Source organism: Streptomyces sp. SA15, from assembly GCF_002291145.1.
In the GTDB taxonomy this organism is placed as follows: domain Bacteria; phylum Actinomycetota; class Actinomycetes; order Streptomycetales; family Streptomycetaceae; genus Streptomyces.
This window is the reverse complement of record NZ_NTGE01000088.1, coordinates 12,159-34,496: the sequence shown is the minus strand read 5'-3', so window position 1 is coordinate 34,496 and position 22,338 is coordinate 12,159. Positions and strand designations below refer to the sequence as shown.

Annotated in this window: 18 protein-coding genes; 11 read left to right on the top strand and 7 right to left on the bottom strand. The window is 69.9% G+C overall.

Going from position 1 to position 22,338, the window contains the following annotated elements; genetic code table 11:
- Positions 1–40: 40 nt before the first annotated feature.
- The 3 genes from CLM62_RS16415 to CLM62_RS16405 all read right to left on the bottom strand — a co-directional run bounded on the left by CLM62_RS16415 (position 41) and on the right by CLM62_RS16405 (position 1,863).
- A complete protein-coding gene (locus CLM62_RS16415; protein ID WP_095750619.1) occupies positions 41–289 on the bottom strand; it encodes a hypothetical protein in 249 nt (82 codons plus the stop codon).
- 355 nt (positions 290–644) lie between these two features.
- On the bottom strand, positions 645–1,151 hold the full coding sequence (locus CLM62_RS16410) for a sigma factor-like helix-turn-helix DNA-binding protein (RefSeq protein ID WP_179382117.1): 507 nt from the start codon (positions 1,149–1,151) through the stop codon (positions 645–647).
- 190 nt (positions 1,152–1,341) lie between these two features.
- The gene (locus CLM62_RS16405; RefSeq protein WP_257003876.1) at positions 1,342–1,863 is read right to left on the bottom strand and encodes a MarR family transcriptional regulator; all 522 of its coding nucleotides are present in this window, start codon (positions 1,861–1,863) and stop codon (positions 1,342–1,344) included.
- A 158-nt stretch (positions 1,864–2,021) separates the two neighbouring features.
- Here CLM62_RS16405 and ilvA point away from each other — a divergent pair, with 158 nt between their 5' ends.
- The 3 genes from ilvA (at position 2,022) to CLM62_RS16390 (ending at position 5,260) form a co-directional block, all read left to right on the top strand.
- Positions 2,022–3,254, top strand: a complete 1,233-nt coding sequence (gene ilvA, locus CLM62_RS16400; RefSeq protein ID WP_095750617.1) for a threonine ammonia-lyase — start codon at positions 2,022–2,024, stop codon at positions 3,252–3,254.
- 138 nt (positions 3,255–3,392) lie between these two features.
- Entirely contained in the window at positions 3,393–4,412 is a 1,020-nt protein-coding gene (locus tag CLM62_RS16395) for an ATP-binding cassette domain-containing protein (protein WP_095750616.1), read from the top strand.
- Positions 4,409–5,260 carry an ABC transporter permease gene (locus CLM62_RS16390; protein WP_095750615.1) on the top strand — a complete coding sequence of 284 codons (852 nt, stop codon included), beginning with the start codon at positions 4,409–4,411 and terminating at the stop codon, positions 5,258–5,260. The genes CLM62_RS16395 and CLM62_RS16390 overlap by 4 nt, the downstream gene beginning before the upstream one ends.
- A 203-nt stretch (positions 5,261–5,463) precedes the next feature.
- Here the strand turns inward: CLM62_RS16390 and greA are convergent, their stop codons facing one another.
- Together greA and CLM62_RS16380 are read right to left on the bottom strand one after the other, a co-directional pair.
- A complete protein-coding gene (gene greA / locus CLM62_RS16385) occupies positions 5,464–5,964 on the bottom strand; it encodes a transcription elongation factor GreA (RefSeq protein WP_095750614.1) in 501 nt (166 codons plus the stop codon).
- A 164-nt stretch (positions 5,965–6,128) separates the two neighbouring features.
- Positions 6,129–6,527, bottom strand: a complete 399-nt coding sequence (locus CLM62_RS16380) for a DUF4307 domain-containing protein (RefSeq protein ID WP_095750613.1) — start codon at positions 6,525–6,527, stop codon at positions 6,129–6,131.
- A gap of 148 nt (positions 6,528–6,675) precedes the next feature.
- Between CLM62_RS16380 and mca the strand changes: the two genes are divergently transcribed.
- The 3 genes from mca to CLM62_RS16365 are packed head-to-tail and all read left to right on the top strand — an operon-like array spanning position 6,676 to position 8,974.
- The gene (mca, locus tag CLM62_RS16375; protein WP_179382119.1) at positions 6,676–7,536 is read left to right on the top strand and encodes a mycothiol conjugate amidase Mca; all 861 of its coding nucleotides are present in this window, start codon (positions 6,676–6,678) and stop codon (positions 7,534–7,536) included.
- Entirely contained in the window at positions 7,529–7,795 is a 267-nt protein-coding gene (locus CLM62_RS16370) for a hypothetical protein (protein WP_095750611.1), read from the top strand. The genes mca and CLM62_RS16370 overlap by 8 nt, the downstream gene beginning before the upstream one ends.
- 39 nt (positions 7,796–7,834) lie before the next feature.
- Positions 7,835–8,974 (top strand): Fic family protein, encoded by a 1,140-nt coding sequence (locus CLM62_RS16365; protein ID WP_095750610.1) that lies wholly within the window; start codon positions 7,835–7,837, stop codon positions 8,972–8,974.
- A 220-nt stretch (positions 8,975–9,194) separates the two neighbouring features.
- On the opposite strand, the gene CLM62_RS16360 is transcribed toward CLM62_RS16365, so the two are convergent.
- Positions 9,195–12,404 (bottom strand): tetratricopeptide repeat protein, encoded by a 3,210-nt coding sequence (locus CLM62_RS16360; protein WP_095750609.1) that lies wholly within the window; start codon positions 12,402–12,404, stop codon positions 9,195–9,197.
- A 385-nt stretch (positions 12,405–12,789) separates the two neighbouring features.
- Here CLM62_RS16360 and CLM62_RS16350 point away from each other — a divergent pair, with 385 nt between their 5' ends.
- From CLM62_RS16350 to CLM62_RS16330, 5 genes are all read left to right on the top strand, one after another.
- Complete coding sequence (locus CLM62_RS16350; RefSeq protein ID WP_095750608.1) at positions 12,790–14,817, top strand: thioredoxin domain-containing protein; 2,028 nt, start codon at positions 12,790–12,792, stop codon at positions 14,815–14,817.
- A 235-nt stretch (positions 14,818–15,052) separates the two neighbouring features.
- Positions 15,053–16,330, top strand: coding sequence for a glycosyltransferase (locus tag CLM62_RS16345; protein ID WP_095750607.1), 1,278 nt, complete (start codon positions 15,053–15,055; stop codon positions 16,328–16,330).
- Entirely contained in the window at positions 16,327–17,985 is a 1,659-nt protein-coding gene (locus tag CLM62_RS16340; RefSeq protein ID WP_095750606.1) for a glycosyltransferase family 39 protein, read from the top strand. Before CLM62_RS16345 ends, CLM62_RS16340 begins: the two co-directional genes overlap by 4 nt.
- Positions 17,982–19,175: a glycosyltransferase family 2 protein gene (locus CLM62_RS16335; RefSeq protein WP_095750605.1), complete on the top strand. Its 1,194-nt coding sequence runs from the start codon at positions 17,982–17,984 to the stop codon at positions 19,173–19,175. Before CLM62_RS16340 ends, CLM62_RS16335 begins: the two co-directional genes overlap by 4 nt.
- Positions 19,172–21,598 (top strand): galactose oxidase-like domain-containing protein, encoded by a 2,427-nt coding sequence (locus CLM62_RS16330; protein ID WP_095750604.1) that lies wholly within the window; start codon positions 19,172–19,174, stop codon positions 21,596–21,598. Before CLM62_RS16335 ends, CLM62_RS16330 begins: the two co-directional genes overlap by 4 nt.
- Here CLM62_RS16330 and CLM62_RS16325 read toward each other — a convergent pair.
- Entirely contained in the window at positions 21,595–22,326 is a 732-nt protein-coding gene (locus CLM62_RS16325; RefSeq protein ID WP_095750603.1) for a Mut7-C RNAse domain-containing protein, read from the bottom strand. The two genes, CLM62_RS16330 and CLM62_RS16325, sit on opposite strands and share 4 nt — an antisense overlap.
- Between the last annotated feature and the right edge of the window lie 12 nt (positions 22,327–22,338).

The window sequence follows — 22,338 nt, the reverse complement described above, 5'->3', positions numbered from 1 at the left end:
GTCAAATTCCCGGGAATTTGACGACAGGGCCTCCGGTCCCCTACCAGTCCCGGATCGGTGGAGTCGTCTGCGAGGGCGGCTCCACCCAGGGCCGGGCCGTCAGTGCCCACACGACGAACGCCACGGTCACGGCGAACAGCAGCAGCCACATCAGGCGGCGGGCCGCCCTCCTGCGGCGCAGCGTGCGGCCGCCGCGGCGCACGACGTCCGCGTACAGCTCCTGCGGCACCGGCGGCACTGCCCGCTCCATGATCCGCCGCACGGCGGCCTCCCGCTCGGGCCGGTTCATCCAGACCTCCTGGGGCTGGGCCGTCGCCGGTCGGGGGTGTGTGCTCGCCCCGTGGGGGCGCAGGTTTCGCTGCCGCGGTGCCCTCTTCGGGACTCGCGCGCTCCCCATGTCTCGCGCGACGTGAGGGCGGCGCCTTCACCGGCAGGACGGCTCTTGCCGGTGTCGCACGTTCCGTTCCTGAGAGCGTCGGTTCGGCTGCTCGGCTGCCCGCGGCGGGTGCCGCACTCTCCCCTCACAGGGGCGTCGGTTCGGCCGCTCAGCCGCCCGCTGCCGATGTCGCGCTCTCGCTCCATCCGGCCGCCACTTCCGCCGCCGTCCGGTCCTTCCGGCCCCCTTCCAGACCCCCGCACCCACCTCATGACGGCGCCACCGTCGCCCCCGCCACGCCCGCCGGGGCCGGGCCCCTGGGCCGGTGCAGGAGCGTTGTGGTCGCCCGGTCGCAGATCGCTCGGACGCGTTCCGGGGGGAGGCCGAGCAGGGCCGCCGCCTGCTCCTCGGCGACTCCCTCGTACAGCCTGAGCACCAGGATCAGGCGTTCCTGGGGGGCGAGCCGGGCCAGGGGGCTGTCGGGGTGCGGGCGGGCCCGGCCGAGGGCGCCGTAGTGGTGCCATGCGCCGCGCGCGAAGCGGGTGGCCAGGTACTGGCGGGCCCGGTCGTAGGGATCCTCGCCGCGCAGCCGGTCCCAGCACGCGTACGTGTGGGCGAGGGCCAGCGTCAGCAGGCGCCGCGCGCGCGGGTTGTCGTGCGGTGCCTCCGCCGTGAGGAGTGTCGCGGTGTGCAGCAGTCGCCCGGCCGCGCCCGCGACGAACGCCTCGAACTCCCGGGCCCGGCGGGCGTCCTGGGACGCATGCCGTTGTCGCACCGCGCCTCCCGCCTGAGGGCGATCCTGAGGGAAAACGGGCCCGGTCGCGCGCGGATGCGAAACCGTGTACGACGGGGACCCGGTCTCATATGAGGCCAGGCGTGGCCTCGCGGTCAAGAGCCGCGCAGTGCCGAGAGCCGCGCATCGCCCCGGTGCTCTTCCCACCGGCCCACGCGCGCGTGCCGGGCGCTCAGGAGGCCGGGGGCTCCGCCCCCGGTAGCCCCTGGGCCGCCATCCGGGCGGAGAGAGCGGTGTTGAAGCGCGTCAGGAGCGCGCAGAACGCCTCACGCTCCTCCGGCGTCCAGTCGTGCGTCAGCTCGGCCATCAACTGACGCCGGGACGAGCGCACTTCCTCCAGCCGCGACAGCCCGCGCGGGGAGAGCTGAAGCACCACGGCCCGTCCGTCCTCGGGGTGCGAGGTGCGCTTGACGAGCCCGGTGTCGACGAGCGGAGCCACCTGCCGGGTGACCGTGGACGAGTCGATCCCCATGCTCGCCGCGAGCGCCTTGACGCCCATCGGGCCCTCTTTGTCGAGGCGGTTGAGCAGCAGGTACGCGGCGCGGTCCATGGAGTTGCGCACCTGCCCGACCCCGCCGAGCCGCGTCTGTTCGGCACGGCGGGCGAACACCGCCACCTCGTGCTGCAGCGTGTCGAGAAGACCGGTGTCACCGACGATCGTCATGTCCATCGACATTTCAGGTGTTGTGGGCATGGCCGGGAGCTCACTTCGTGAAGGGCTGGCTGATGGAGGACCGCTAATTGGGGGACAGGGTACGCGGCCCGGACGCGGGGTGTACCGGCGCTGCGCAATCCGGTCTCGGAGCTTGGTCACAGCGGGGCCTTCCGCGTATGAACTGCGAGACTTGACTCATGAACTACCGCAAGGTCTCCCTCTCCTTGCCGTCGGTCACCCTCGACGACGTGCGCGGCGCCCAGAAGATGCTCTCGGGCGTGGCGCGGGTGACCGCGATGGAGGGCAGCCGGCACCTGACCCAGCTGGTCGGCGCGCCGGTGCACTTCAAGTGCGAGAACCTCCAGCGGACGGGATCGTTCAAGCTGCGCGGCGCCTACGTCCGTATCGCCGGGCTGCTGCCCGAGGAGCGGGCCGCGGGAGTCGTGGCCGCGAGCGCGGGCAACCACGCGCAGGGCGTCGCCCTGGCGTCCTCGCTGCTCGGCGTGCGCTCCACGGTGTTCATGCCGAAGGGCGCCCCGCTGCCGAAGATCAGTGCCACGAAGGAATACGGCGCCGAGGTGCGCCTGCACGGCCAGGTGGTCGACGAGACGCTGGCCGCCGCGCAGGACTACGCGGCCGAGACGGGCGCGGTGTTCATCCACCCCTTCGACCACCTCGACATCATCGCGGGCCAGGGGACGGTCGGCCTGGAGATCCTGGAACAGTGCCCGGAGGCGCGCACGATCGTCGTCGGCATCGGCGGGGGCGGGCTCGCGGCGGGTATCGCGATCGCGGTGAAGGCGCTCAGGCCGGATGTGCGGATCGTGGGTGTGCAGGCGGCGGGCGCGGCCGCGTATCCGCCCTCGCTGGCGGCCGGGCGCCCGGTGTCGATCGAGAACCCGGCGACGATGGCCGACGGCATCAAGGTCGGGCGGCCCGGCGACGTGCCGTTCGGGATCATCGGCGATCTGGTGGACGAGGTGCGCACGGTGACGGAGGACGAGCTGTCCACCGCGCTGCTGCTGTGCCTGGAGCGGGCCAAGCTGGTCGTCGAGCCGGCCGGGGCGAGCCCGGTCGCGGCGCTGCTGAGCGACCCCGGTTCCTTCGAGGGACCGGTCGTGGCCGTGCTGTCCGGCGGCAACGTCGACCCGCTGCTGCTCCAGCGCATCCTGCGGCACGGCATGGCCGCGCAGGGCCGCTACCTGGCCGTTCGGCTCAGGCTGACGGACCGGCCGGGCGCCCTCGCGACGCTTCTCGGGGTGTTGTCAGTGGTGGACGCTAACGTCCTCGATGTGAGCCACGTACGGACCGACCCACGGCTCGGGCTCACGGAGGCGGAGGTCGAGCTGCACCTGGAGACGAAGGGCCCGGCACACTGCGCCGAGGTCGGCCAGGCCTTGCGCGACGCGGGGTACACGGTCATCGGCTGAGGTCAGGCCACCTTTGTCACTCGTTCGGGAAAGTCCATTGAGAGACGCGATACATCGCGTTATGGTGAGTCTCGTGCCGCCGATTCCCCCTGACGAACGAACACCGACGAACGAATTCCCAACGACGTGGAGACTCATATGCCAGGCGCCATCTATGCCGAAGGCCTGGTCAAGACCTTCGGCGACGTAAAGGCTCTGGACGGCGTCGACCTCGACGTCCCGGAGGGCACCGTGCTGGGCCTGCTCGGGCCCAACGGCGCGGGCAAGACGACGACGGTCCGCTGTCTGACGACCTTGCTGCGCCCCGACAGCGGCAAGGCGGTCGTCGCCGGCCTCGACGTGCTCAAGCAGCCCGACGCAGTGCGGCGTTCGATCGGCCTGTCCGGCCAGTTCGCCGCGGTCGACGAGTACCTGACCGGCCACGAGAACCTCGAGATGGTCGGCCGGCTCTACCAGATGAAGGCCAAGGCCGCGAAGGTCCGGGCCGAGGAGCTGCTCGGCCAGTTCGGCCTCGCGGACGCCGCCGACCGTCCCGCGAAGACCTACTCCGGAGGCATGCGCCGTCGGCTCGACTTGGCCGCGGCGCTCGTCGTGTCGCCGCCCGTGATGTTCATGGACGAGCCGACGACCGGCCTCGACCCGCGCAACCGCCAGATGCTGTGGGAGGTCATCAAACAGCTGGTCTCCGGCGGTACGACGCTGCTGCTGACCACCCAGTACCTCGAAGAGGCCGATCACCTCGCCCACGACATCGCCGTGGTCGACCACGGCCGCGTCATCGCCCGCGGTACCTCGGACCAGCTCAAGGCCCGCACCGGCGGCGAGCGCGTCGAGGTCGTGGTGCACGAGCGCGAGCACATACCGACCGCCGTCGAGGTGCTCACCGGCTTCGGCAAGGGGGAGACCACCGTCGAGGAGCACACCCGCAGGATCACCGTGCCCGTGACCGGCGGCGCGAAGCTGCTCGCCGAGGTCATCCGCGAGCTGGACACCCGCGGCGTCGAGATCGACGACATCGGGCTGCGCCGCCCGACCCTGGACGATGTCTTCCTGTCGCTGACCGGCCATGTGGCCGAGGCCGAGGACAAGGAGAACGACGCGGCGGCAGACGCCAAGGACGCCCACGCCCGCAAGCACAAGAAGGAGGCCGCCAAGTGAGTGCCGCCACCGACGCCGCGCGGATCGCGGCGTCCGCCCACCCCCTCGGCCAGTCCGTGCGCGACTCCCTGGTCATCACCCGCCGGAATCTGATTCGCATGGGTCGGATTCCCGAGATGATCATTTTTGGGCTGGTCCAGCCCATCATGTTCGTGGTGCTGTTCACCTACGTGTTCGGCGGCTCGATCCAGGTCGGCTCGTCCACCTCCACCCAGGCCTACCGAGAGTTCCTGATGGCGGGCATCTTCGCCCAGACCGTCACGTTCGCCACGGCGGGCGCGGGTGCGGGCATCGCCGACGACATGCACAAGGGCCTCATCGACCGCTTCCGCTCCCTGCCCATGGCGCGCGGCGCGGTGCTGACCGGGCGGACCCTCGCCGACTCCGTGCAGACGGCCCTCACTCTGGTCGTCCTTGCGGTCGTCGCGCTGCTGGTCGGCTGGCGCACGCATGAGAACTTCGGCAAGGTGCTCGCCGGGTTCGGCCTGCTCCTGCTGCTCGGGTACGCGTTCTCGTGGATCGGCGCGCTCATCGGCCTGTCCGTGCGCACTCCTGAAGCGGCGACCTCGGGCGGCCTGATCTGGCTGTTTCCGCTGACGTTCATCTCGAACGCGTTCGTGGACGCGAACCAGATGCCGACCTTCCTGCGGCACATCGCGGAGTGGAATCCGTTCAGCGCCACCGTGCAGGCGTGCCGCGAGCTGTTCGGCAACCTTCCCCCTGGCTTCCAGACACCCGACGCCTGGCCCATGCAGCACCCCGTGTGGGCCTCGCTGATCTGGTCGGTCGTGATCATCCTGATCTTCCGTACGCTTGCGGTTCGCAAGTACCGCCGGGCGGTCGGCTGATGGCAGGTCGAGGACCTTGCTCCACGTGGCGCAAGCGGCTTCGATGCGGCACCCGGTCTGGGCCTCACTGATCTACTCGGCCCTGATCATCCTCATATTCCGGACCCTGACGGTCTGGAAGTACCGTTCGACGACAGCATGACGACGCCCCCGGCGTCACGCGGACACCGGGGGCTCGCCAAGGACCTGTCGGTTCGGCCGGGTCAGCCGCTGTAGGGCTCGGCCTTGAGGATCTTCACCGAGGCCTTCTTGCCGTTCGGCAACTCGTACTGCGCGTCCTCGCCGACCTTGTGGCCCATCACGCCGGAACCCAGCGGGGACTGCGGGGAGTAGGTCTCGATGTCGGCGCTCGCGTACTCACGCGAGGCCAGCAGGAAGGTCAGCGTGTCGTCCTCGTCACCGTCGAAGGCGATCGTCACGACCATGCCGGGCGCCACCGCACCGTCCGCGGAGGCAGGGGCCTCGCCGACCTGGGCATTCTCCAGGAGCTGGGTCAGCTGGCGCACCCGGAGCTCCTGCTTGCCCTGCTCCTCCTTGGCCGCGTGGTACCCGCCGTTCTCGCGCAGGTCGCCCTCCTCGCGCGCGGCCGCGATCTTGGCGGCGATCTCCGTGCGCGCAGGACCAGTAAGGTACTCAAGCTCATCCTTGAGCTTGTTGTACGCCTCCTGGGTCAGCCAGGTGACGTTCTCGCTGGTCTGGGTCACAGGTGCTCCTCGTCGGTACTGGGAATACAAAGCATCGCCCTACCCAGAAGCATGTTCCTCCATGGAAGGGCGAAACCACGAGCCTAACAATTCAGAGCCCGAAGGGGGAGGACATAAGCCCTCAGAATCACGCCAACGCAGGTCAGCCGGTACGTATTCCCCGGTCAGTCGGCGTGGCAGCCGAGCAACTCGGCCGTCGTGCCCTGTGACGTCGTACGAAGCGTGACGACCTTGTCGATGCGTGTGGCGTCCCCGTCGAAGCGGAAGTCGGCCCGGCCCACCTCGGCGCCGTCCTCCGCCTGGGAGCGCACCGTGCAGTAGCCGCCGGCGCCGGCGTCCTTGCGGACCTCCAGATGCACCTGCACCGAGTCCTTCAGGGGCTTGAACGTGATCACTTCACCGCTGATCTTGTTCTGGCCGACGTAGTGGTACGCGAAGTAGCCGATCAGGGCGAGCAGCAGGGCCCCGAGGGCGGCACCGATGACCTTGAGCCTGCGGTCGGCGCGCTCGTCCGAGGAGCGACCGTAACGGCCCTCGGGCAGTCGCGTGCTCGCCGTACTCATGATCGTCCTCTCGGCAAGGCCTTCGGCAGATCCGCGGCCCCGGAATTATTCGCCCCCCGATTCGGTCACTATAGAAGCCGCCGATCGCACCGGGTCACCCCGGGGCGCCGACTACAAGGATTGAGTCTTGACTGACCAGCTGCGACTGATGGCCGTGCACGCCCACCCCGACGACGAGTCGAGCAAGGGCGCGGCCACCATGGCGAAGTACGTGTCCGAGGGGGTGGACGTGCTGGTCGTGACCTGCACGGGCGGGGAGCGCGGCTCCATCCTCAATCCGAAGCTGCAGGGCGACAAGTACATCGAGGAGCACATCCACGAGGTACGCAAGAAGGAGATGGACGAGGCCCGCGAGATCCTGGGGATCAAGCAGGAGTGGCTCGGCTTCGTCGACTCCGGCCTGCCCGAGGGCGACCCGCTGCCGCCGCTCCCCGAGGGCTGCTTCGCCCTGGAGGACGTCGACAAGGCGGCCGGCGAGCTGGTGAAGCAGATCCGCTCGTTCCGTCCCCAGGTGGTCACCACGTACGACGAGAACGGCGGCTACCCGCACCCCGACCACATCATGACCCACAAGATCTCGATGGTGGCGTTCGAGGGCGCGGCGGACACCGAGAAGTACCCGGAGCAGGAGTTCGGCCTGGCGTACCAACCGCTGAAGCTGTACTACAACCAGGGCTTCAACCGCCCGCGCACCGAGGCGCTGCACCACGCCCTGCTGGAGCGCGGCCTGGAGTCGCCGTACGGGGACTGGCTCAAGCGCTGGGACGAGTTCCAGCGCGCCGAGCGCACGCTCACCACGCACGTCCCGTGCGCCGACTTCTACGAGATCCGCGACAAGGCCCTGATCGCGCACGCCACGCAGATCGACCCAGACGGCGGCTGGTTCCGCGTCCCGATGGAGATCCAGAAGGAGGTCTGGCCGACGGAGGAGTACGAGCTCGCGAAGTCCCTCGTCGATACCTCCCTCCCCGAGGACGACCTCTTTGCGGGCATCCGCGAGAATGCCTGACATGAGCGCAAGCGCAAGCCTGGCAATGACACAGCTCGCCGCCCTCGCCAAGGAGGTCGACGAGGACAAAGTCACCCCCGGTGTCCTCGGCTTCATCGTCTTCGCGGTGATGGCCCTGGCGGTGTGGGCCCTGATGAAGTCGATGAGCAAGCACATGGCGAAGGTCGACTTCGAGGAGGCTCCGGGGGCTTCGGGGGCTTCGGAGGCTTCGGAGGAGGGCGCGGCGGCCTCCTCCGGCAAGGGCAAGGCGACGCCGTGATCGCATGACTCCATGACACCCTAACGGTATCGTGGAGTCATGCTGTATCAGGCTTCTGCCCTCACCTCGAAGGACCGCGAGGTGCTGGAGAACATCGACAAGATGCGCCATGAGTTGCGGCATCAGGTCTTGCAGACGCCAACGAAGTGGACGGTGGGGCTGCGCAAGATGCTGACCGCGCATGCCATCGCGGGCTCCAACACCATCGAGGGTTACGCGGTCGACTCCGCGGACGTCGAGGACCTGATCGACGGCGAGCAGGAAGTCGCCGTCTCGGCGGACAACAAGGCGGAGACGCTGGCGTATCAGCACGCCATGACATACATCCAGTCCCTACACGATGCTCCCGGCTTCACGTATTCGGTGTGGCTGCTCAACGCCCTGCACTGGATGCTTCAAGGGCACCACTACCCACGGAAGCTCGCGGGGCAGTTCCGCAGGCGGGGCGTGTGGATCAACGAGCCGGGTGACCCCCAAGAGGTTGCGTACGTCGCGCCGGATGCCGAACGGCTGCCCGACCTCATGAACGAGCTGGCCGACTGGCTCAACCACGGTGACCCGGACACGCCGATGCTCGTTCGCGCGGCGATGGCGCACCTCAACCTGGTCAACATTCACCCGTGGGGCGACGGCAACGGCAGGATGTCGCGTTCGCTGCAGACCCTGCTCATCGCCCGAGGCGGCGTCTTGGCACCAGAGTTCTCGTCGATCGAGGCATGGCTGGGCAAGCCCAAGAACACCTGGGAGTACTACAAGATCCTCAACCAGGTCGGCGGCAAAGAATGGTCCCCCGACCGCGACACCGCGCCCTGGATCCGCTTCAACCTCCTCGCCTACCACCAGCAGTCCCAGTCGGTGAAGCACCGAATCGACCGCTCCAACCGCTGCTGGATCGACCTCACCGAGTACGCCGAGCACCACGGAATCGACGAACGCCAGGTCACCGCCCTCCACGACGCCGCCCTGGCCGGCCGAGTCCGCCGCTCCCGCTACCAGCGCGCCGAGAACCTGAGCAACCAACAGGCGGTACGGGACATTCGCGCACTCACCGAGGCAGGCCTCCTCGAAGCCGTCGGCAACACCAAGGCCCGGTACTACGTCCCCGGTCCGGACTTTCCTGCGGAGGTGCTGGAAGCGGTCCGACAGCCGATCCGGCTCGTGGATCCGTACGACGACTGACGGACCTCCCACTCAACGGGAGCGGTCGGCCAGGGACAGCATCAGGTGTGCCGTCTCCGGGCGCAGATGGTCGCCAGTGGGCTCCTGCGGGGCCGTTGCCGCGGACGAATACCTCGCTTGCCGGCTTCGACAAGCGTTCTTCCCGGAGCTCGGCCCGGAACCTGGGTTTCATGTCGGTCGCCCCCGTCGGGTATCTGGTTCGTGCCGCATCGAATCCTCCTCACCGAGGTGAAGCCGCGACCGCCACCCCCATCACCTCCCGCGAATGCCTCCCCGGCACCATCCCCAGCCGCCAGGCCTGCCAGCCCGCCTCCAGGCTCACCCCCCGCTCCAGCAACAGCTGGAACGCCTCCACGTAGTCGTCCAGCTTCTCGTCCCGAGCCGGATGCCCCGCGCGCCCCAACTGAGCCAGCTCCTCCTGCGCCACCGCCGTACCGACCTCGACGCCCCCCGGAGCGGCATACGGGAGCAGGGTGCACCGGAGAAAGCGCGCCCAGTCCTCCCCGCGCCGGTCCCCGTACGACGTGAACAACCCCACCGCCTCGTCGCACAAGGCCAGAGCCTGCGGCGTACGGGCATTCCCCGCGTCGACCACCGCCAGCTCCAGACACGTCCACGCCTCACCGTGCGCGACGCCGATCCGCTGGAAGTCGGCCCGGGCGTCCACCAGCAACTGGCGCGCGAACCCCGAGTTCCGCAGCGACCCCGTCTGCGCGGCCCGTTGGTCCCGAGTGACCCGGGCCGAGTGATGCCGGGCGCAGGCGAGCCCGTACACATCCCGGATCCGCGAGAACATCGTCCTCGACCGCTCCAGTTCCCGTACCGCCTGGTCCAGGTCGCCCGTCTCCTCCAGGGCCTGCCCCAGGTAGTACACCGTCCACGCCTCGCCCCGCGCGTCCTCGTTGTCACGGTGTCGGGCCGCGGCCTGCCGCAGGGCGTCCACCGCCGCCGACGCGTCGCCGGCGACCAGGCGGGCCCGGGCCAGCTGGGTCAGGGCCCAGGCCTCGCCGCGGGCGTCGCGGGTGCGGCCGTACAACTCAAGGGCCGTACGGAGCTCCTGCTCCGCGCGCGGTACGTCGCCCATGCGCAGGCCCAGCTGGCCGAGCTGGAAGTGGGCCCATGCCTCGCCGTGCACCGACTCGCCCCGCCGGTGCAGGACCAGGGACTCGGTGAGCAGGTCCAGAGCCTGAGCCAGCCGCGCCCGGTCCCGCTCCACCGCCGCCAGCGCGTGCATCGTCCAGGCGCGGTCCGTGGCCAGTTGGGGCGCGGCCTGGAGATCCAGGGCCTCGCGGAGCCTCGCCGCCGCCTCGGTCAGATTGCCCTGGTGGTGCAGGGTGATGCCGAGAGAGCACAGGGCTCGGGCCGCGCCGGCGTCGTGGTGTGCCTCCATGTAGAGGTCCACGACCGACGTCAGTGTCGTGCGCGCCTTGTCCAGCTCGCCCAGCTGCCGCGCCGCGATACCCGTGCGCCACTGCACCGAGCGGACCAGCAACCCCTGGTCAACCGCCTGCGCCAGCTCGCTGATCTCGCCGAGACGGTAGAGGTCGCCGCGCAGCAGGCAGTAGTCGCACAGGGCGCCCAGCAGATTCAGTACGGCCGCCTGGTTCACGTCCTCCGCGTGCCGCAGCGCCGCCGTGATGAAGCTCGACTCGTCGTCCAGCCAGCGCAGCGCCTCGTCCAGGGAGTGGAAGCCGTGCGGGCTGAAGCGGTCCGAGCGGGTCGACATGTTGCCGTCGACCAGGCGGAGCACCGAGTCGGCCAGGTCGGCGTAGTTCACGATCAGGCGTTCCTGCGCCGCCGTACGCTCCGCCGGTTCCTCCTCGTCCAGCAGGCGGGCGTGGGCGAAGGCGCGGACCAGGTCGTGCAGGCGGTAGCGGCTGCCGCGCACGTGGTCGATCAGGCCCGCCCGGGAGAGCGCCACCAGGTGGCGGGTCGCCTCCGCCTCGTCCGTGGCCAGGAGAGCGGCCGCCGCGGCGGCGCCGAGCGAGGCACGGCCGGCCAGCGCGAGGCGGCGCAGCAGTCGGCGGGCGGTCTCCGACTGGTCGGTGTAACGCAGCCAGAGGACTCTCTCGGCCGGCTCGACCGGGCCGTACGCGCCCAGGTCCGTGGCCAGCTGGCGGGGTGAGCGCGGGCCCAGAGAAGAGCCCGCGATGCGCAGCGCCAGCGGCAGCCCGCCGCACAACTCCCTGACCCGGTCGGTCGATTCGGCGTCGTAGGGCCCGCTGCTGTCCTGCGCGGCCGCGCCCAGCAGCTCCTCGGCGCCGGGCGCGTCCAGGGTCTCGACGGACAGGTGGTGCACCCGGGCCGGCAGGTCGGCGGGCAACACCATGGGCTCCCGCGCCGTGACCAGCACCACGCTGTCGGAGCGCTCGGGGACGAGGGTGCGGACCTGCTCGGGGTCCGAGGCGTCGTCCAGGACGATGGTGACCGGCAGACCGGTCAGATGCTGGTGGTACAGCTCGCTCAGCCGCTTGACCTGCTGGTCCGCGGAGGAACGCTCCCGGAACAGCAGCTGCTCGCGGGGCGCGCCGAGCCGGTTCAGCAGGTGGAGGAGGGCGTCGCGGGTGGACAGCGGCGGTTCCTCCGGGCTGTCGCCGCGCAGGTCGACCACGCACGCGCCGCGGAAGTAGTCCTTCAGGTCGTGGGCGGCGCGCACCGCGAGCGTCGTACGGCCGCTGCCGGGCGCCCCGTGCAGAACGACCACCGTCGGCTTCGTCTCCGTACTCGCCCGGGCCGCCTGCACCCACTGCCGGATCCGCCCCATCTCCTGCCGTCGGCCCGCGAACGGGCCCACCGGCTCCGGGAGTTGACCGAACGACTGCTGGAGCACGGTCCGCCCGCGCGCCGCCGCGCTCTTGTCCGCGCCGATCAGCCGCGGCCCCTGCGCGGTCTTCTTCGGGCCGGTGGACGCGCTGAGCACCCGCTGCTGGTCGAGGAACGGGCGGATCCCGCGTACCTCCAGCGCCGTCAGCCACTGCAGGCGCAGCTGTTCGGGGCCGCCGGGCTGGGTGATGGCGCCCGCGCGGTGGTGTGCGGCGGGCAGATGGGAGCCGGCCACCTTCACCACGGTCGCCGCCGCGCCGACGACCCCCACGGTCACGCCCGCGCCCAGCGCCGTGCCCGCGCCGGTGCCGAGCGCCAGGTCGGCGACGGCGGCCGCGACGGCGGCGACACCGGCCACCATCAGGGGCGTGCCGCCGCCCTCCTTGGCGTACCGCTGCCCGAAGGTGAGCTGCCCTGCCTTCGCCTCGTCCAGGGCGCGGGTGTAGGCCTCGTACTCCTCGGCGGCCGTCTGCGCCATGGCGTCCAGCGACCCGCGCGCCCGCGACAGCAGCACACCCCCGTCGGTGCGCCCGCCCGAGCGCCGCACTTCCTCCTCCACGGCCCGCGCCAGCAGCCGTTCGGCCTCCGCGCGATGACTGTCCCGCATGTCATGTCCCCCTCCGGCGGCAGCGGCACTTCTCGATCGTCCACGGTCAAGTGTGCTGCGGACGGCACGCCCTGGGGAGGGGGCCGGAGGATCACATACCGGAGGGACACATATCCGGAGAGACACCTCTCCCGGAGGAACACATGCGTAGGCCCTGTCGTCAAATTCCCGCCTGCCGCGCGACGCCATGCACGCACTCTCGCCGCACCGGGCGCAGACCCACGTACAACCAGTACGAGGGCCTGCGCCCGGCACGCCGAGAGCACGCACCTGACGCCGCGCGGCCCGCCCTTCGGGCGGACGACGGGAATTTGACGACAGGGCCTAGGCGCACGGGCAGTGTGCTGTCCGGCGATGTGAGGGGTACTGCGGCAGGATGGACACCATGCCGAACCGACTGGCGCACGAGACGTCCCCGTACCTCCTTCAGCACGCCGACAACCCCGTCGACTGGTGGCCCTGGTCGGCCGAGGCCTTCGAGGAGGCACGCAAACGGAACGTGCCCGTCCTGCTCAGCGTCGGCTACAGCAGCTGCCACTGGTGTCACGTCATGGCCCATGAGTCCTTCGAGGACCAGGAGACCGCCGACTACCAGAACGCCCACTTCGTCAACATCAAGGTCGACCGCGAGGAACGCCCGGACGTGGACGCCGTCTACATGGAGGCCGTGCAGGCGGCCACCGGGCAGGGCGGCTGGCCGATGACCGTGTTCCTCACCCCGGACGCCGAGCCCTTCTACTTCGGCACGTACTTCCCGCCCGCCCCGCGCCACGGCATGCCCTCCTTCCGGCAGGTGCTGCAAGGGGTGCACAGCGCCTGGGCCGACCGGCGGGACGAGGTCGCCGAGGTCGCCGGGAAGATCGTGCGGGATCTCGCCGGACGGGAGATCTCCTACGGCGACAGTCAGGCGCCCGGCGACGAGGAGCTGGCGCAGGCACTGCTCGGGCTGACGCGGGAGTACGACCCTCAGCGGGGTGGGTTCGGGGGAGCTCCTAAATTCCCGCCGGCCATGGTGATCGAGTTCCTGCTCCGCCACCACGCCCGCACCGGCTCCGAGGGTGCCTTGCAGATGGCGCAGGACACGTGCGAGCGGATGGCTCGGGGTGGGATCTATGACCAGCTCGGTGGCGGGTTCGCGAGGTACTCCGTCGATCGCGACTGGGTGATCCCGCACTTCGAGAAGATGCTCTATGATAATGCGCTTTTGTGTCGCATCTATGCTCACCTGTGGCGTAGTACGGGCTCGGAGCTGGCCCGGCGCGTGGCGCTCGAGACCGCCGACTTCATGGTGCGCGAACTCCGCACGAACGAGGGCGGGTTCGCCTCCGCGCTCGACGCCGACAGCGACGACGGGACCGGCAAGCACGTCGAGGGCGCCTACTACGTGTGGACGCCCGAGCAGCTGCGCGAGGTGCTCGGCGACGATGCAGAGCTTGCCGCCCACTACTTCGGCGTCACCGAGGAGGGCACCTTCGAGCACGGCGCCTCCGTCCTGCAACTCCCGCAGCACGAGGGCGTGTTCGACGCCGAGAAGGTCGAGACCGTCAAGCGCCGCCTCCTCGAGGCCCGGGCGGCCCGCCCCGCCCCCGGCCGGGACGACAAGGTCGTCGCCGCCTGGAACGGCCTCGCGATCGCCGCGCTCGCCGAGACCGGCGCCTACTTCGACCGCCCCGACCTGGTCGAGGCCGCGCTCGGCGCCGCCGACCTGCTCGTCCGGCTGCACCTCGACGACCACGCCCGCCTCGCCCGCACCAGCAAGGACGGCCACGTCGGTGCCAACGCGGGCGTACTGGAGGACTATGCCGACGTCGCCGAGGGGTTCCTCGCGCTGGCCTCCGTGACCGGCGAGGGCGTGTGGCTGGAATTCGCCGGGTTCCTGCTCGACCACGTCCTCACCCGCTTCACCGACGACTCCGGCGCCCTGTACGACACCGCCGCCGACGCCGAGAAGCTGATCCGCCGGCCGCAGGACCCCACCGACAACGCCGCCCCGTCCGGCTGGACCGCCGCCGCGGGCGCCCTGCTGAGCTACGCTGCCCAGACCGGCTACGAGCCCCACCGCACCGCGGCCGAAAAGGCACTCGGCGTCGTCAAGGCGCTCGGCCCGCGCGTCCCCCGCTTCATCGGCTGGGGGCTCGCTGCGGCCGAGGCCCGGCTCGACGGTCCGAGGGAGGTCGCGGTCGTCGGCCCGGCGCTGGACGACCCGGGCACAAGGACCCTGCACCGCACGGCACTTCTCGGCACCGCCCCGGGCGCGGTCGTCGCCGTGGGCACGCCGGACAGTGACGAGTTCCCGCTGCTCGCCGCCCGCCCGTTGAGCAACGGTGAACCGACGGCGTACGTCTGCCGTAACTTCACCTGTGACACCCCGACGACCGATCCGGACCGTCTGCGGACGCAACTGAGCGGCTGACAGCGGCTGATGACAGGGCGCTGAGCGGCGGGTATCCGGAGCGGAGGCGTTCGTTCAGGGTGTCCAAATGGGCCACGTCCTTCGGATACCTCCCAGTAGTCGCCCCACCGTTCCGAAACAAACTATTTATCGGAACAGCTCCCACGCTTCACAGTTCCCCCTTAATCTCTGCACAGTGACGTGACGGAGGGGGGCTTCCGTCGCGAACAGGGGGCTTGGGGATCTGGGGGATCTGTTGCTGACGTCTGTCTTCATCGCTGCCGTCTCGTTGGCCTTGTTCTGGATGGCGGCCTTCACCTTGTGGTGGCAAATGCACGCGTGGCGTACGCCCGAAGTGCTCGCCTCCACCCGCTTCAGCAGCCCGGAGGGCGGCGAGCAGCTGTCCTTCTCGCTGCTCCTTCCGGCGCGGCACGAACAGGCCGTGCTCGACCACACCATCCAGCGGCTGCTGGAGTCCAGCCACACCGACTTCGAGATCATCGTGATCGTCGGGCACGACGACCCGGAGACCACGGCGGTCGCCTGCGACGCCGCGGAGCGCGATCCGCGCGTGCGGGTCGTCGTCGACACCCATGAGAAGAAGAACAAGCCGAAGGCCATGAACACGGCGCTGCCGCACTGCCGCGGCGACGTCGTCGGGGTCTTCGACGCCGAGGACCAGGTCCATCCGGAGCTCCTCGCCCATGTCGACCACGCCTTCCGGTCCACCGGCGCGGACGTCGTGCAGGGCGGGGTCCAGCTCATCAACTTCCACTCCAGCTGGTACAGCCTGCGCAACTGCCTGGAGTACTTCTTCTGGTTCCGCTCCCGGCTGCACCTGCACGCGCAGAAAGGGTTCATCCCGCTCGGCGGCAACACCGTCTTCGTACGGACCGACGTACTGCGGGAAGCCGACGGCTGGGACCCCAACTGCCTCGCCGAGGACTGCGATCTGGGTGTCCGGCTCTCCAGCGTCGGCAAGAAGGTCGTCGTCGCCTACGACTCCGACATGGTGACCAAGGAGGAGACCCCCGGTTCGCTGATGTCGTTGCTGAAGCAGCGCACCCGCTGGAACCAGGGCTTCCTCCAGGTGTACCGGAAGAAGGACTGGAAGCAACTCCCGGGCTTCGGGCAGCGGTTGCTCGCCCGCTACACCCTGATGACGCCGTTCATGCAGGCCTTCACCGGCATCATCATCCCGCTCAACGTGGCGATCGCGCTCTTCCTCGACGTGCCCGTGAGCATCGCCTTCGTCACCTTCCTGCCGCTCGTCACCGCCATGGTGACCTTCGTCTTCGAGCTCGTCGGACTGCACGACTTCGGCAAGCAGTACGGCCTGCGCGTCCGCTTCGTCCACTACCTCAAGCTCATCGTGGGCGGCCCCTTCTACCAGGTGCTCCTCGCCGGGGCCGCCATCCGCGCCGTATGGCGTGAGCAACGCGGCCGCAACGACTGGGAGCTGACCACGCACGTCGGAGCACATCTCACCGCACCGACCGGTACCGCTGTGACCCGAGAGGACGTCCCCGCGTGACCTCCACCCTTCCCGCGGTGACCGCTCCTACGGTCCCCGCGCAGAGACAGCCTGCGCCTGAATCCGGTCCGGCCGGCCGAACGGCCCCGCCGCGCCGACTGCGTTCCTCCCGCTCCGACCTCCTGCTGTGCGGCGTCCTCCTCGTGGCGATCATGATCGTGCAGGGCTGGAACATCGCCGACTACCCGACGCTCAGCGACGACGAGGGCACGTATCTCGCGCAGGCCTGGGCGGTCCAGGAGGGCCGGGGCCTGGCCCACTACACCTACTGGTACGACCACCCGCCGCTCGGCTGGATCCAGATAGCCGCGCTGACCTGGATACCCGCCATGCTCAGCCCCGAGTCGATGACGGTCGGCTCGATGCGGGCGACGATGCTGGTGATCAGCGGCATCAGCGCGATCCTGGTCTACGTCCTGGGCCGCCGCCTGTCCCTGCCCCGCTGGGCCGCCGGGCTCGGCATGGTGATCTTCGGGCTCTCGCCCCTCTCCGTCGTCCTCCAGCGCGAGATCTTCCTCGACAACCTCGCGGTGATGTGGACGCTGCTCGCGTTCACCCTCGCCGCTTCCCCGAGCCGCCACCTCTGGCACCACTTCGGGGCGGGCATCGCGGCCGCCACGGCCGTCCTCACCAAGGAGACGATGCTCGTCATCCTGCCCGCGCTCCTGATCACCATGTGGCGGCACAGCCACCGCGACACCCGCAAGTTCGCGGTCACCGGCGCCATCACGGCCTGCACGCTGATCGGTTTCTCGTACCCCCTGTTCGCCCTCCTCAAGGGCGAGTTGCTGCCCGGCAGCGGCCACGTCTCCCTCTGGGACGGCGTCAAGTACCAGATGACCAGGCCGGGTTCGGGCTTCATCCTCGACCAGGGCTCCGGCTCGTACGGCGTTCTGCAGTCGTGGCTCTACTACGACCGTGTGCTGCCGCTGGGCGGCCTGGCCGGCGCGCTTCTGCTGCTGGCCACCTGGCGCTGGTCGGTCACCGCCCGCGCGCTGGCCGGACCGGCGGCGACGGTGGCGATCCTCGCCGCGCTGGCCCTGCGCCCCAACGGCTACCTGCCCGCGATGTACGTTATCCAGGCGCTGCCCTTCCTCGCGCTCGTCCTCGCCGGAGGCACCGCGTCCGTCGCCCACGCCGTGGTGCGCAGGTGGCGGGCCGAGGGGGAGAAACGGTACGTCACCGGTGGGCGGTACGCGCTCGCCGCCGTCCTCGCCATCGCCGCCGGCGCCTACGTCGTACCCCGCTGGTACGACGCCACGCGCACCGCCGTCACCCTCGACGCCAACGCCCCCTACAAGGCCGCCTCCAGGTGGCTGAGCAGCGAGGTGGAGAACCCGAAGGACACCCGGGTACTCGTCGACGACGCGATGTGGCTGGACCTGGTGCACGCCGGGTACCGGCCCGGTCTCGGCGTCATCTGGTTCTACAAGGCCGACCTCGACCCGGCGGTGACGAAGACGATGCCGCGCGGCTGGAAGGACATCGACTACGTCGTCGCCTCGCCGACGGTCCGGCGCGACGCGGTCGACCTGCCCAACGTCAAGGCGGCCATCCAGCACTCGAAACCGGTCGCCGTCTTCGGTACCGGTGAGGACCGGATCGAGATCCGGCAGATCCAGACCACCGGCAGCGCCGCAGGAGGCGACCGATGAGCCAGGAATCCATCGTCCCCGGAGAACTCGACGATCCGGCCTCACGGGCCGTGGAGGTGCCGGAACCCGGCGCCGTCACCATCGTCGTACCGACCTTCAACGAGTCCGCGAACGTACGGGAGTTGCTGCACCAGATCACCGAATCGGTGCCCACGCGGCTGCCCTGCGAGGTCGTCTTCGTGGACGACTCCACCGACGACACCCCCGAGGTCATCCAGGAGGCGGCGAAGGACTGCCCCTTCCCGGTCACCGTCCTGCACCGGGACGAGCCGGTCGGCGGGCTCGGCGGCGCGGTCGTCGAGGGCATGAAGGCGGCCTCCTCCGACTGGATCGTCGTCATGGACGGCGACTGCCAGCACCCGCCGTCCCTGGTACCGGAGTTGGTGGCCACCGGCGAACGGGCGAACGCCGGTCTGGTCGTCGCCTCCCGCTACATCAAGGGCGGCAGCCGTGCCGGGCTGGCGGGCAGCTACCGCGTGGCCGTCTCGCGCGGCGCGACCTGGCTGACGAAGTCCCTCTTCCCGCGCCGGCTGCACGGCATCAGCGACCCGATGAGCGGCTTCTTCGCGATCCGCCGCAGCGCGGTCACCGCCGACGTCCTCCAGCCCCTCGGCTACAAGATCCTCCTCGAACTCGCCGTGCGCAGCCGTCCGCGCGGCGTCACCGAGGTCCCGTTCGTCTTCCAGGACCGGTTCGCGGGGGAGTCCAAGTCGACCGCGCAAGAGGGCTTCCGCTTCCTGCGCCACCTGGTCGGTCTGCGCACCGCCTCGCCGGTCGCCCGCATGATCGGCTTCGGCCTGATCGGGGCGACGGGCTTCGTGCCCAACCTGCTGGGCCTGTGGGCTCTCACCGCCGGCGGCATGCACTACGTGCCGGCCGAGATCCTCGCCAACCAGCTCGGGGTGGCCTGGAACTTCCTGCTCATCGAGCACCTGCTGTTCCGCGACCGGCGTCGGCACCGCCAGTGGTGGGACCGCGTCGGCAGGTTCGCGCTGCTCGCCAACGCCGATCTGCTGCTGCGCATCCCGCTGATCGCCCTCTTCGTCCACCGGTTCGAGATGGGCGCGCTGTCCGCGACCGCGCTCGCACTGGTGACGACCTTCGTCCTGCGCTTCGTGGCGACCGAAGCGCTGGTCTATCTGCCGCGCAGGGGGCTGCGCGGGAGTCGCACCGCAAGGAGAGCCGTATGAACAGACGTCGTTCGACCAGATACATCAAATCCAGGCGAAGAACCGCACTCATCGGCGTGGGCGCGCTCACGGCCGGCCTGCTCCTCACCTCACCCCAGTCCGCCTCCGCCGCCAACCTCATCAAGAACCCCGGCTTCGAGACCGCCGGCACGGCCGACATGCCGTACTGCTGGGAGAAGTCCGGCTGGGGCGACAACGACTTCACCTTCTCGACCGTGAACGACGCCCACTCGGGCTCCAAGGCCATGAAGGTCGAGCTGACCCGCCGGGTCGACGGCGACCGCAAGGCGCTGATCACCGAGTCCACCGAGTGCGCGCCGGTCGTCACGGCGGGCAAGCAGTACGACCTCGGCCTCTGGTACAAGTCGACGACCCCGGACACCTCCCTCACGCTCTTCCGGCACGACGCCACGGCGGGCTGGCAGTACTGGACCGACCTCAAGACGCTGGACATGGCCGGAAGCTGGACCGAGGCCACGGTCCGCACCCCCGAGGTCCCGGCCGGCACCGACCGCATCACCTGGGGCGTCTCCGTCTACGGCACGGGCTCGGCGACCACCGACGACTACACGATGGAGCAGGTCGCCGACCCGGTTCCGGACCCGGTGTGCACGGGCACGCCCGCGGAGTGCGCCAACGGCCGGTGGGACGTGCTGCCCATGCAGAACCCGGTGCGCTCCATGCACTCGGTCGTCCTCCACAACGGCAAGGTGCTGCTGATCGCGGGCTCCGGCAACAGCGAGGAGCAGTTCAACGCGGGCACGTTCACCTCGGCCGTGTACGACCCGGCGACCGGGAAGTACAAGATCATCCCCACCCCGAAGGACATGTTCTGCGCCGGGCACGTCCAGCTGCAGGACGGGCGGGTGCTGGTGATGAGCGGCAACAAGGCGTACCCGGTTCCGGGCGGGCACGGCTACGAGGGCTACAAGGACTCGTACATCTTCGACCCGGCCACCGAGACGTACACCAAGACCAACGACATGAACGACGGCCACTGGTACCCGTCGGCGACCGCCCTCGGCAACGGTGACGTCATCTCCTTCGGCGGCCTGCGCGAGGACTCCACCGGCTCGGTGACGGCCGAGCTGTGGTCGGACGCCGAGCAGCAGTGGCTGCCGACGTGGAAGGTCAACCAGACCTGGTCGTACTGGGGTCTGTACCCGTCGATGATCCTGATGCAGGACGGCCGCCTCTTCTACTCGGGCAGCCATGTCTTCGGCAACAACATCCCGGGCACCGGATCGGCGATCTACGACTACAACGCCAACACGATCACGCAGATCCCGGGCCTGCAGAAGAAGGACGAGCGCGACCAGTCGGCCAGCGTGCTGCTGCCCCCGGCGCAGGACCAGAAGGTCCTCACCCTCGGCGGCGGCAATATCGACTCCAACCCGGAGGGCAACCGGCTGACCGACGTCATCGACCTCAAGTCCGCCAACCCGGCGTACGTCGCCGGCCCGCCGATCCCGCAGGGCACGGTCGACCTCGGCAACGGCCCGGTGCCGCAGACCGGCGACCAGGGCAAGATGTACGTCTCCGCGGTCCTGATGCCCGACGGCAAGGTCCTGGAGACCGGCGGCGCGCTGCACAACCGCGCCAACCCGGTCTACGAGACGTCCATCTACGACCCGGCGACCAACACCTTCGACCCGGTCGCCGTCGACCCGGAGGCCCGCGGCTACCACTCCTCCGCGTTCCTCCTCCCCGACGGCCGCGTGATGACCACCGGCGACAACCCGGGCAACGGCACCTGGAACCACAACGTGTCGATCTACACCCCGCCCTATCTGCTCAAGGGCGAGCGTCCGACGATCACTTCGGTGATCGACACCGAGTGGAACTACGGCGACACCCAGCGGATCACCGTCGACCGGCCCATCGCCAAGGCCGAGCTGATCCGCCCGGCGGCGGTCACCCACTCCTCCGACCCGAACCAGCGGTTCGTGGACCTGCCGCTGTCGGTGGACGGCAACAACGTCGACCTGAACGTGACGAGCAACCCCAACCTGGCCCCGCCCGGCTGGTACATGCTCTTCGCGGTCGACGCCAACGGCGTCCCGTCGGTGGCCAAGTGGGTGCACCTCCAGGGCCCGCAGGCCCTGAGCGCGACGGACGCCTCGGCACACGTCCACTCCTTCGCCGACTCCCTCGAGGGCACGGTCACCGAGCCCGGCAAGAAGAAGACCTCGCAGAAGGTGAGCCCGACCGTCTCCGGCTGCGACCGGCACTACGGCTCGATCAACGTCTGCGTGCCGACCGCCTTCCCGGACGAGGTGAAGAAGACGACGGCCGCCCGCTGCACCTGGCTGGCGAAGAACGACTACGGCCGCCTGAAGGTCAACGGCAAGGACGACCCGCTGAAGCTCGACCGCAACAAGGACGGGATCGCCTGCGGGAAGGGTGACGTCAGGAAGCGTTAACTTCTCTCGGCGAACTCTTCGAGGGCGCGCTCCACGATGGCCACCAGCTGCTCGTGGTGCGCGCCCTTCCAGTACGCCCGTCCGCACTGCCGGCACTGCGCGAAGACGTCGTACGTCCGCTGCGTCCCGCCCTGCAACTGGTCCGCCACCTCCTCCTTGGTGGCCTCCTTCAGCAGGCCGTTGCAGGCCGTGCAGCGGGTCCACGGCTCCAGCTCGGGGCGGAACCGGTCCAGGACGTCCCGGAGTTGTTCCTCGGGGCGGGTGCTGTAGACGAAGGCGCCCGCCCAGAGTTCGCGGCGGCGCAGCAGGCCCCGGTCGCGGCTGAGCATGACCCGTTTCTCGGCCGCCGAGCGGGCGGCGAGGGCCGGGTCGCCGATGTCCGTCGACTCGTACGCCGTGTCCACGCCGAGCAGGCGCAGGCGGCGGGCGAGGGTGCCGAGGTGGACGTCGAGGAGGAAGCGGAGGGGCGCGCCGGGGACCTGTTGGGGGCGCTTCACGGGCCTTACCTCGACCGTGTCGCCCGCCACGGGGACGTACGAGGTCGGCACCTCGCCGCCGTTCACGACCAGCGCGCCGGCCTCGGTCAGCGGGACGCCGAGGGACTCGACGACATGGCCGAGGGTCGAGATGCCGTCGGTGGTGACCGGGGTGGCGCCCAGGCGCCGCCCGTTGGGCAGGAACGGGCGCAGCTCGGGGGCGAAGTCGACGTGGATCTCGGGACCGTTCACCTGGTCAGGATG